This is a genomic window from bacterium, assembly GCA_022616075.1.
GTDB lineage: Bacteria > Acidobacteriota > HRBIN11 > JAKEFK01 > JAKEFK01 > JAKEFK01.
The window spans coordinates 1-11422 of the sequence record JAKEFK010000131.1; the positions used below are offsets into that span (position 1 = coordinate 1).

Sequence of the window (11422 nt, forward strand, 5' to 3'; positions counted from 1 at the left end):
AACTCCGTGTGATTCTTTGCTACGTTTGTCAGGTATTTATAAGCAAGCTGATCATCCGCCGGCACATATACGTGACGAAGTCCATCAACAGAAGCTGTTTTTTCATCAGAGAGGATTTTTACGAGCCCCGCTTCGTCGATCCGTCTTGTGAGGCCGTCCCAGTACAGTTCCCGAATGGATCGCGAAATCCTATCGACCGGCGGCTCAAAAATCCGGTTCGTTTCTAGTTCAACGTTTTTTAGTCCTGCTTCTGTCGCAAGACTCAGCTCCTGTAAGAGGTTTGAAAGGTAGTAAGTTCCGGAAACTTCCATTGCGCCGGCTTCGGCGGTCAGCCAAAATCGTTTATCGCCTCGCTCGGTTCCGCTGACATGCGGATCATTTACAGTAATTCTTTTATCCCCATCCGTATCTTCATCCATTTCTAATGCAGCCAGCATTTTTTGGACTTCAACCTCTAGAGACGCTTTGCTGCCGGAAGGAGTGACATCCCCGGTCACTGAATGAGCAAGTAAAATCAGGAAAAGAACGATCAATATTTTTCTCATGATTACTCCGTTCTGATGCTGGTGGCCTTCTGCTCCATTTGATTTTTCAGTCTGGCAGCAAGTTTTTGATCGAGTTTTTCTAAAGCCACGTATTGTTGTCGAACACCGTTCTCGTTATTGGCAGCTATGTATGCAAGACCGAGATGGTAGTGTGCTTCGGAATAATTTGGGTTAACTCGAATCGCGTCGTTTAAGCTTTCTATCGTCTCCTTCAAGAGACCTGTTTTCGCGAAGACCACCGCAAGATTGAAATGGGCTTCGGCAAACGCCGGTTTCAGTTTGATTGCTTTGCGAAAAGAATTTTCTGCCTCCGCGTAGGAGCCGGTTCTCGCGTTCGCAAGACCCAGACCGAAATAGTTGTTCGGAGTGGGATGAGTATCAATAATCGACTGATACTCCCTTTTCGCTTCATGAAACCTTCCCGCAGAGTTGAATACCTTAGCAAGATCTTCTTTCGTTTGTGTATCGGGACGAATGCGCATTGCTTCTTGAAATTCCTGGATTGCTAAATCAAACAATCCTTTTTTCATGTATTCGCTGCCGCGAAAGCGATGCCAAAGAGAGCTCTCTCCTTCTGCATTTAGAGCAGCATAGATGGGATCGAGCATCGGTGTTTTTTCAGGAAGTTCCGTAACAGCCGGAGATGTCTGGTCGTGGCAATCAGGATCCTTCAGCTGCTTACACACCGTACTCATGAGACTGTACGCTTCCCTGTGCTTAGGATTCGCTTGAATCGCTTTCTCCAAATAAATGCGAGCTTTTTGAGCGTCACCCTTTGAAAACTCAATTTGCGCAGCTCCCACAAGCGCGTGAGAGTTCGCGGAATCCTGTTCCAGTGCCTGGCGATACTTTATCAGAGCCGCATCTGGTTTATCGAAGCGGAGCAATGCGTCGCCATAATTGACCAATAACGGAGCGTAATCCGGCTTTACCTTTTGCGCGCGATCAAACCAGTCCAGACATTCAGCTATCCCCATTTGAGAAAGGACCATCGCACCCAGATAGAGCCAGCGTACATCGGAAGAATCGAGCGCGCTCGCCTTCTTATATACAGGGATTGATTCTTTCTTGAAGTCATGTGCATCCAGGTTCATCGCCAGCTTCCCCCATGCTTCTGCGGAATTGAGATGATCGCTTACCTCCTGTCGGTTCTTTGTTATTTTATCCGCCACCTGAGGTTCGCTTTTGGACAGATCAAGTTGCGAAATGGAAATAAGTAGAGCTTCTTTCTGTTTATCGCGAAATAGAAACCGACGCGATGCAAAACCGGCCAACGCTAGAACAATAATAAGCGGAACAACAATCCGAAATCTTTTCTGTGACTGTTTACCCTTGTCGGGGACACTGCGATGCAAATTCTCCTTCTGTTGGCGTTTTTTTTTCGACACAGTAGACTTTTTCACTTTTTATTTAACGTGATGAATTGATCTGCGCGAGTACCAGGAAATTTTTGAATACTTCCATCCGGCCAACGAACTTCCATTGTCTCCACTGCGGTTGCAGTATCGAGACCGAAATGAACTCGCGGATCACTGCTGCTGAGATAACTGTATCCTGGCGCAAGAAGTCGCATTATCTTTTTACCCTGAAAAGATACGGTAATTTCAGCCCCAATGGCATCTCTTTTTAAAGCTGGATCTACTGCTCTCACAATTAACCAGTGTCCCTTTTTCTGAAAGTCGTTGCGGTAGACACGAGCAGGACCGCCTTCATTTGTTACAAGGAGATCGATATCTCCGTCATTGTCCAGATCACCGAAGGCCAGGCCGCGACTGTTTTCTACGGTTGATGCAAATGGGCCTGCAGGATCAGGAGCAACACGAAATTTGCCGGCGCCGTCATTCTCAAAAAGGAGATTCGGTTCTTCATAGTGATCCCAGTAATCCGGTTTTTGCTTCTTCGTGAGAAGCGGCCCGCGCGTTACACGGCCATTCACAACCGCCAGATCGAGATCCCCATCATTGTCATAGTCGAAATATCCGGTACCGAATCCAGTATAGGGAACACTGACACCGGCGAGACCAGCAGCCCAGCTTTCATCCTGAAAATCTCCATGTCCCTGATTGCGATAAAAGGTATTTTTCTCCTCTCTTAGATGCGTCATAAAAAGATCCAGATCCTGGTCATCATCCGCATCTCCAGCCGCAACTCCCATGCTCGCTTCCGGCTGCCCCAGCGCATTCACAGCGGCGCCAAGCGGAACCGCCTGATTTTCAAATGTGCCATCTTGCTTATTGATCCACAAAAAATTCTCTTCGCCATCGTTAGCCACGTAAATGTCCGGAAAGGAATCCCTGTTGAAGTCAGCGCTGATGACTCCTAATCCTTTGCCCGCGGTGTTTCCGATATTTGAATCGCGCGATACGTCTTCAAATGTTCCGTCTCGATTGTTGTGATAAAGAACATCCCGAGTTGGCTGGAATCCTTTGGGTCCACAGTAATCCTGCCTTCCGGCTTTATCCGTGCACACAACGGTTGGATCTAACGAGACATAATTCGCGACATAAAGATCCAGGTAACCGTCCCGGTCGTAATCAAGAAAAACGGCGGACGTACCCCATTCACGGTTGCGGATGCCGGCAGAATTCGTGATGTTCATGAAGGTTCCATCGCCATTGTTTCGATAGAGCGAGTCTCCTCCGAAATTTGTTACATAAACATCGAGATCGCCATCATTATCGATGTCTCCAACCGCTACGCCCATTCCATACCCCGGATCCCCCAGACCCGAGGAGTCTGTGACATCCTGAAACGTCCCGTCCCGGTTCTGCCGGTACAGTCTGTTCTTGACCATGGACGCTTGAGCTTTGCCGTGCCAGTTACCGTTGATCAAATAAATGTCGAGATAGCCATCATTGTTGTAATCGAAAAACGCTCCGCCGGACCCCATACTTTCCGGCATAAAGTAACTGCCATCCACTCCCGGCTCATGAACGAAATTCAAGCCGGTTTGCTGAGTGATATCTGTAAAGGCGGTAGGAATGGATGATGGAGGTTTTTCTGTTGGCGTTTTTGTGCAACACACAAAGAATAAACAGGACAAAAAACAGAGGAACCTCTTGATCATCACGTTCAACTTTCTTGTCAAATATGTTAACTTAAATTTTCAGTCCAAAATTTCCATCGAGAATTGAACCGCCAAGGCGCCAAACGCCAAGAGAAACACTTCTCTGTAAAATCTTGGCGACTTGGCGGTTAAAAGAGATTACGGAATAAAAAATATGCTTCTCCACAAGCTGTTTGTCTTCATTTTCGTAATTTCTTTTTTTTGCTGCTTCTTGCCGGCTGAAGGGCCACCATCCGGCTTCATCTTGGAAGCGACAAAACTTCAACCATACACTCCGGGGTTCATTGGAAATGGTCATTTCAGTCTCGTCACGACGCCGCTCGGAATCATCGATGCGCACTCCTACATGGCGTGGGTATATGATCACGGTCCAGATGATGTACCCCGGATCGCTGTGCTTCCTGCGTGGAACGGAATCGATATTAAGACTGCTGATGTCTGGCTGAGTAAAATATCTCCCGCAGAAAATACCATCGCAGCTTACCGGCAACAGATCAACATGTTTGATGGGACACTCGACACAAGCTACCACTGGAAGAGTGGAGAAAATACAACGGAACTACAAATTCAAGCCTTTGTTTCACGTGCGAACCCCAATCTTGCCGGCATAAAACTGACGATCATCCCACGGAACAGGGGAGTTATTGAATTATCCTTTTCCTTAAGAGACTGGCCGAGTCCAAAGCGGCTTCCGCTTGAGAAACTGGACAAAATTGAGCCGGATCCTCCGGGCAGTTATCCGAGCGTCTGGTATCCGGGCAATATGGTTCCGAAAGATCGAAAGGCAGAAGCAAGTGCGCGCGGAGGGAAGGCGTGGATGATCTCGACTGCCGAAGGGCGCGAAACAAATGTCGCTCAAGTGATGGAGGTGAGATGGCCGTTCGATCTAAAAAACATCACGACAAGAACGGAGAATGATGAAAACACGGCCGCAGTGTTGCTTCGATTTAACGCAGAAAACAAGCCATACACTTTCTATAAATTTGTAGGAATCGCATCCTCGCAGAACAAAAGGGAACCATTCAAAGTCGCATCCGGAGCAATCGATTCGATCCGCTCCCGCTCTTATGATGCATTGCTGAGTGAACATCTTCGCGCCTGGCATGAGCTGTGGAAGACAGATATCCAGATTGAAGGCAATGACGAGCTGCAAAAGATGATTCATTCGATGATGTTTTATCTTCTTTGCAGTATCGCCAAGGATACTGATTTCAGCATTCCGCCTATGGGCTTATCCAGTGATGGATATTACGGCCACATTTTCTGGGACGCGGACACATGGATGTTTCCGCCACTTTTGGTGATGCATCCGGAGATAGCGAAATCCATTGTGATGTTCCGGCATCGCACCATGAATGCGGCACAACACAAAGCAAAAGATCTCGGTTTTCGCGGAGCCATGTATCCCTGGGAAGCCGATGAAATAGGAAATGAAACGACGCCGCAGTTTGCCTACCAAAATGCTCTGTCTGAAATTCATGTTATCGGTGACGTGGCCTTGGCTCAGTGGCAATACTATCTGGCAACAGCGGATAAGCAGTGGTTGAAAGACGTTGGTTTTCCGGTTCTTCAGCAGACGGCTGAGTTTTGGACAAGCAGGATCAAATTCAACCAGCAGCAGAACCGCTATGAAATTGATCGGGTCGTATCCGTAAACGAAGGTCTTATCGGAATACACAATGACACGTATACAAATGCGGTCGCTAAAAAGAATTTGGAACTGGCCGTCGCGGCCCAGAGGGTTCTCAGAATACCTGAGAACGCTGACTGGAAGAAGATAGCGGCCGGGATGTTTCTCCCATACAACGATGCAAAGTCGTTTCATATGGAATACGAAAATGCTCCCGATTCGGCTCTTGGCTCAGTTGTTCCGCTTCTCAGCTATCCATTGGAGATTCCAATGAGTCAAGAGGCAAAACGGAACAACCTTTCTCATGCAATCAAGCGGCTTGATACCGAAGAAGGGCCCGGAGGGATGATGACGATCACGCTTCTTCCGTTGATAGCCGCAGAACTGGAAAACAAGGAATGGTTCAACAAACTATTTCCCTTCACTTATCAGGGTTTTCTGCGTCCACCTTTTTACGCGCTCGCCGAAACCGGCTCTAATCGATCCACAAATTTTTTGACGGGGGCTGGCGGGTTTTTACAGCAAGTCATTTTCGGCTACACAGGCCTTCGCTTGACAGAAGATGGCTTGATCAGGAAATTTAAACCAATGTTGCCGGCTTCTGTTAAAAAGTTGAAACTGAAAAATTTCAAGGTTCGCGACAAAACTTTTAATTACGAGGTGCCATGAACAGTTGTCAGATCCGAAGTAGCGCAGACGTCTCGTCTGCGGCAACTCGCAGGCGGGACGCCCGCGCTACTTTGTACTGCCTATTCCCACTATTTCTTCTTATCGGCACGTTGGCTACGGCAGCCGATGTTCTTCCTGTTCTTGAGTTTCCTGAAGCCGGAATGGACAGTCCGGCGCGATACAAAGATTACAGAACCCGCTTTTATCAAGATTCACAAAAAAATACACTGCAGATTTATTTGAATCAGGGGACCGGCCGCGTCGTAAATCTGTGGGCTGACTCGGCGAATGAAAGTCTTTCATTTACTGCGCGCGATTCCGCAGGTCAGCCGGTAGCTCTCCGCTGGTGTGGCGAAAGCGCAACAGCGACAGCAGAACAGAATTTTCGATTCGTGCAGTATTCTTTGTGTTCCGATTCCTCACATCTGAAAATAGGCCATTTTCTGCTCGGATCGATGAGGAAGGAACGCGACTTCCAGTATTTCAAGAAAGATCTGGCTCCGTATGATTCGGAACCGTTTCATGAACCGGAGCTCTTGAAGCTAATTACGAATCTCGAAAAAATTCCTCATTCAGAGAGGTCCGGTGCATTGGCTGCATTAAGCGTTTCAAACACACAGCAATTGCGGAATCGAATGGATCCATCGTTCAAGAAGAATGACTCCACAATTTTCATCGAACAGATTTCGTTTGATGGTAAAAACCATCTGTCGTTGCAACTGATCTTCCAGACGACGCAAGTCGGAATCGAGACAAATTCTGTTTCGATCAAAGCGACGGGGCCAGTGCAGTTCAAAATTAAGGTGGGAACTGATGCGGCGCCTCTAAATCCATTGGATCGCAAGGAAATTTTTAATGACACTTTTCTGAAGTTCTACAACGATTTAAAAAACAATGCGACCACTTCGGGACAGGCAAAGACGAATTTCCGTTGGATTGACCGGGAAGTTCAGGGAATGGAGCTCGTCTGTTATCAGGACAAGCTGATGGCAGGATTGCCGAATTTCGCGACCTATTTCGGCCGCGACACGATGATGTCTGCTTTCATGTTTGAGCCGATTTGGTCTGTTTCGATGATGGAACACGCAATCTCGAGCGTTCTTCGAAAGGTGTCTCCTCGCGGTGAAGCCAGTCATGAAGAGGCTTTGGGCGGCCAGGCGATTCGTGAAAACGCCGATCAATACAACAAGCTCATAGAAGGTTATTTGAAAAATTCGGATCCCGAAGCGATGAAACAAGCATCAGCCATCTTGCGGGATTTGCAGCGGACTCGCGAGAACTACAACATGATTGATGATGATTTTCAACTGCCGGTGCTGATCGGACGTTATCTAAACAATCCGCGAGTGGAGGATCAAAGGAAACGCGCGTTTTTGGAAAAGTGGATCAAAATCATTCTTAGAAATTTTGCGTACGTCTCACAAGCTTCACGAGCCTATGTGGAAAATCCGGATGCCATTCACTTAGTGAGCTTCCCACGCTTGGAAGATGGCCGGTGGATGTCTGCAAGCTGGCGTGACAGCGGAGCCGGTTATGCGGGTGGGCGTTTTGGGATGGACGTAAACGCCGTATGGGTGCCCGGTGCGTTGGAATCGATTGCAGCGACTTTGCAGTTCCTGAAAAAGAACGGCTACGATTCCCGAAGGCTCGAATCATTGACAACGGATGTCGAATCTGAACACCGTGAGATTTTTCTGCAGTACGTCCATCAACCCGAACATTTGCAGAAAGCAATCGACGTTTGGCAAGGGGCTATTCAGCACTTTTGGGTTCGTTTCACCCGCGACGAATTCATGCGGAAGGTTCAATCGAAGATTGAATCCCTTCCGGACCAGGAAAAAACTTTTTGGAGGTCTGTTTTAAAAGCCGACCAAACCATTCCGGACCGGTTGGAATTTCTCGCGCTTTCTCTGGATGAATCAGGCAAACCGATTCCTGTTTTAAATACCGACCCTGCGACATGGCTGTTCCTTGGGGACCATGCAAAGAAAATTCAGTTGGATCGTGAGCAACCGGGAACTATATATAAGGTAGTGGAGACTTTCTTAATTCCTTACCCGGTTGGCTTGTACGTGGAGAATCTCGGACCGTTGTGCGCAAATGATTCTTATGCTTCTTCGAATGTGTGGCAGAATTTTGAACGGGATCAGTATCATTCGCCCCGGGTTGTCTGGGGCCGGGAAGTAAATCTTCTAACGCTCGGATTAGTGAAGGAGATCCTGCAAAGCGCCGAATCAAACACAACCGATATGCAGTCCTATGGAATGCGATTGCGTGACGATCTAGCCAAAATTCGAAAAGCAGTGGAAGGATCCGGGCTGAAGCATAATGAACTTTGGAGCTACGAGATTTCTGACGGCAAGTTGCAGCCGATTCGTTATGGCTCCAGCTCCGACGTTCAGCTCTGGAACTTAACCGACCTTTCGATTCAATTCTTGATGAGTAGAATAGATAAAGAGAAGCCATGAAAATCCGGATCGTTTTTGTTGTATTGTCTTTCGTTCTTTCTGTTTTGATCGGCCTTACCTTGTCCATGGGAAACCGTTCGGCGACCGGAGGTCCTACGTCGAAACTGCAGCCCTTAATCGGGTTCTCTATGGATACGTTAAAGGAATCGCGGTGGCAAAAGGATAAACAGTTGTTCGTGGCAGCCGCAGAAAAGTTAGGCGCAAGAGTGTTGGTGCAATCTGCAAATAGCGATGATACCCGGCAGATGCAGGACATTGAAGCATTGCTGAGCAATAACGTAGACGTGCTTGTGATTGTTCCGCACAACGCGCGCGCGATGGCCAAAGCCGTCAACAAGGCGCATGAAGCGGGCGTGCCGGTAATCGCCTATGATCGGCTGATCACAGATTGCGATCTCGATTTATATATTTCATTCGACAACGTGAAAGTCGGCGAGAAACAAGCTCAATATGCTCTGGATCACCTCCCGAAAGGAAGAAAACTTCGCATGGTAAGGATTTTTGGAGCAAAAACGGACAATAATGCGCTTTTATTCAAACAAGGTCAGGATAACATCTTGAATCCCTTGCTGAAGAGCGGCGATGTGCAAGTTCTGCATGAAGACTGGGCTGAAAACTGGAAACCGGAGAATGCGAAAAAAATTGCAAACGCAGCAATTACGTCGCATGGATCAAATTTCGATGCGATCCTGGCGGCAAATGATGGAACCGCCGGGGGCGCTATCCAGGCGCTCGCAGAAGAAGGCCTCGCCGGAAAAATTCTTGTGACCGGCCAGGATGCCGAATTGGTTGCTTGCCAGCGGATCGCCGCAGGAACCCAGGCGATGACTATATACAAGCCGATTCATAAGCTGTCAAATGCGGCAGCCGAGCTCGCAGTCAAACTTGCAAAAAAAATGCCGGTTATCGCAACCGCCACTACGAATAATGGCAAGATGGATGTCCCTTCCGTCTTGCTTGAAGTGATCACAGTGACCCGCGACAATCTGAAATCCACCGTGATTGCTGACGGCTATCACAGCTACCAGGATGTTTACGGAAACATTCCTGCGGATCAACGTCCGGCACCATGACACAGGCATGAGCACATCTGAGGCAACTTCCGCGATTCTTCGAATTCACAATCTCACCAAACAGTTTCCTGGCGTCATCGCTCTGAAAGATGTTTCCTTTGAGTTACAGGAAGGGGAAGTCCACGCCCTTTGCGGAGAAAACGGTGCGGGCAAATCTACACTGATTAAAGTTCTTTCCGGTATTCACCCGGCCGGCAGCTACGAGGGGACTGTTGAAATGTACAGTGAACCTGTGCACTTCCAGAATATTGCGGATGCTCAGAAAGCGGGGATCGCGGTCATTTATCAGGAACTCGCGCTAATCCGCGAAATGACAATTGCCGAAAATATATTTCTTGGATCGGAGCCGAAAAAAGGTTGGAGAATCGATTGGAATCTGATGTATTCAAAATCGCGAGACTTGATGAAGCGATTCGACCTCTCTCTTGACCCCGCAGCGCGTGTCGGTGATTTGGGTGTCGGACAGCAGCAGCTCGTCGAAATATTGAAAGCGCTTTCCAAGAATTCCAGGATCCTTCTGCTGGATGAGCCAACGGCTGCGCTTGCTGAATCAGAAGTTGAAATTCTGCTGAATATTATCCGGGGACTTAGAGAAAAAGGAATCACATGCATTTATATCTCTCACAAACTCGATGAAGTGTTTTCGATCGCCGATCGCATTACTGTACTGCGCGACGGAAAATCGGTCATCACTCTGGATAAGAATCGCACGAATAAAGGTGAAGTGATCCGCCACATGGTGGGCAGAGAAATTAAAGAAATGTTTCCCAGGCGATCAAGGGACGCGGGAGAAGTTTTATTACGACTTGAAAATGTGAAAGTCGGCCGCCCGGGTAAGCCTCGACCTGTACTTGATGACATAAGTTTTGATGTTCGCGCAGGAGAAGTTTTGGGGATCGGCGGTCTGATGGGCGCAGGCCGCACCGAATTGTTAATGCACATACTCGGAGTGTACGGTCAGCGATTGTCCGGTAATGTTCTCGTTGGCGGCCGCCCACTTACGAGTCAACTCACCGCTGATGTGATTCGACGCGGACTCTTTTTGGCAAGTGAGGACCGCAAAAGATTTGGGTTGTTATTGCCCAAATCAATTGGGTTTAATCTGTCTCTTGCTTCGCTAAAGCAATTTACCAGAAACAATCTTATTGATCGAAATTCTGAAATGAGAGCAAATCAACGGTTCATGGATTCTCTGGCCATTAAAGCGCGCGGACAGGAGACGCCTGTTCTGGTGCTTTCTGGAGGAAATCAGCAAAAGGTTGTGTTGGGAAAAGCGCTCATGACGCAGCCAAAAGTGATCTTGCTGGATGAGCCAACGCGCGGCATCGATGTTGGGGCCAAGGTTGAAGTGTATGAGACGATCAACAAATTGACTTCGGAAGGTAAAGGTGTGGTACTGGTCTCCAGTGAGCTGCCGGAATTGATTGGTATGAGCGATCGCATTCTAGTTCTAAGCAACGGCAGGATCGGCGGTCTATTCAACCGGAGTGAAGCGACACAGGAAACGATCATGAACGCGGCCATGAAATATCTGTAGGGGCAGGGCTTGTCCCTGCCCGCACGGGCGACCACAAGGGTCGCCCCTACGTTCGTGGCGCGGAAAGATAAGAGGGCATTATTCAAACAAAATTTTCGGTTCGAGACTTTTCCATCGGCCTTGCACTGGTCCTCATTTGGATCTCCTTCGCAATTTCCACAGACAAATTCCTGGGGGCCAGAAATCTCTCCTTATTGTCGATTGAGCTTGCTGTTACAGCTACCCTCGCTCTAGGGATGTTGCTCGTTTTACTCCCCGGAATGATCGATCTGTCTGTTGGAAGTGGAGTGGGCTTGATCGGCGGCATCGCTAGTGTGCTCGTTTTTAAACATCATGTGCCTGCGCCGCTAGCGATGGCGATCGGATTTCTTTTTGGAATCATTGTCTGGTCTTTGATGGGAAAGCTGATTGTCGGCCTGCGAATCCCCGCATT

The 11422-nt window shown here is 48.2% G+C and carries 8 protein-coding genes; 5 read left to right on the plus strand and 3 right to left on the minus strand.

Annotation, left to right across the window (positions count from 1 at the left end; genetic code table 11):
* The 3 genes from L0156_10600 to L0156_10610 form a co-directional block, all read right to left on the minus strand.
* A partial coding sequence (locus L0156_10600; protein MCI0603449.1) for a hypothetical protein occupies positions 1-545 on the minus strand: 545 nt, incomplete at its 3' end.
* A 2-nt stretch (positions 546-547) separates the two neighbouring features.
* Positions 548-1900: a tetratricopeptide repeat protein gene (locus L0156_10605; protein MCI0603450.1), complete on the minus strand. Its 1353-nt coding sequence runs from the start codon at positions 1898-1900 to the stop codon at positions 548-550.
* A gap of 44 nt (positions 1901-1944) precedes the next feature.
* A complete protein-coding gene (locus L0156_10610; protein ID MCI0603451.1) occupies positions 1945-3612 on the minus strand; it encodes a CRTAC1 family protein in 1668 nt (555 codons plus the stop codon).
* Positions 3613-3766: 154 nt separating this feature from the next.
* On the opposite strand from L0156_10610, the gene L0156_10615 reads away from it, so the two are divergent.
* The 5 genes from L0156_10615 to L0156_10635 form a co-directional block, all read left to right on the plus strand.
* Positions 3767-5911 (plus strand): hypothetical protein, encoded by a 2145-nt coding sequence (locus L0156_10615; protein ID MCI0603452.1) that lies wholly within the window; start codon positions 3767-3769, stop codon positions 5909-5911.
* Positions 5908-8379, plus strand: a complete 2472-nt coding sequence (locus L0156_10620; GenBank protein ID MCI0603453.1) for a hypothetical protein — start codon at positions 5908-5910, stop codon at positions 8377-8379. The genes L0156_10615 and L0156_10620 overlap by 4 nt, the downstream gene beginning before the upstream one ends.
* Positions 8376-9452, plus strand: coding sequence for a substrate-binding domain-containing protein (locus tag L0156_10625; GenBank protein MCI0603454.1), 1077 nt, complete (start codon positions 8376-8378; stop codon positions 9450-9452). Before L0156_10620 ends, L0156_10625 begins: the two co-directional genes overlap by 4 nt.
* 7 nt (positions 9453-9459) lie before the next feature.
* Positions 9460-10989 (plus strand): sugar ABC transporter ATP-binding protein, encoded by a 1530-nt coding sequence (locus L0156_10630; protein ID MCI0603455.1) that lies wholly within the window; start codon positions 9460-9462, stop codon positions 10987-10989.
* 194 nt (positions 10990-11183) lie between these two features.
* Positions 11184-11422 (plus strand): ATPase (locus L0156_10635; GenBank protein MCI0603456.1); only part of this gene is annotated, 239 nt, incomplete at its 3' end.

Excerpts from the sequence above, each read along its gene's own strand:
- L0156_10610 (MCI0603451.1), bottom strand. The coding sequence starts at position 3,612 with ATGATCAAGAGGTTCCTCTGTTTTTTGTCCTGTTTATTCTTTGTGTGT.
- L0156_10615 (MCI0603452.1), top strand. The coding sequence starts at position 3,767 with ATGCTTCTCCACAAGCTGTTTGTCTTCATTTTCGTAATTTCTTTTTTT.
- L0156_10620 (MCI0603453.1), top strand. The coding sequence starts at position 5,908 with ATGAACAGTTGTCAGATCCGAAGTAGCGCAGACGTCTCGTCTGCGGCA.
- L0156_10625 (MCI0603454.1), top strand. The coding sequence starts at position 8,376 with ATGAAAATCCGGATCGTTTTTGTTGTATTGTCTTTCGTTCTTTCTGTT.
- L0156_10630 (MCI0603455.1), top strand. The coding sequence starts at position 9,460 with ATGAGCACATCTGAGGCAACTTCCGCGATTCTTCGAATTCACAATCTC.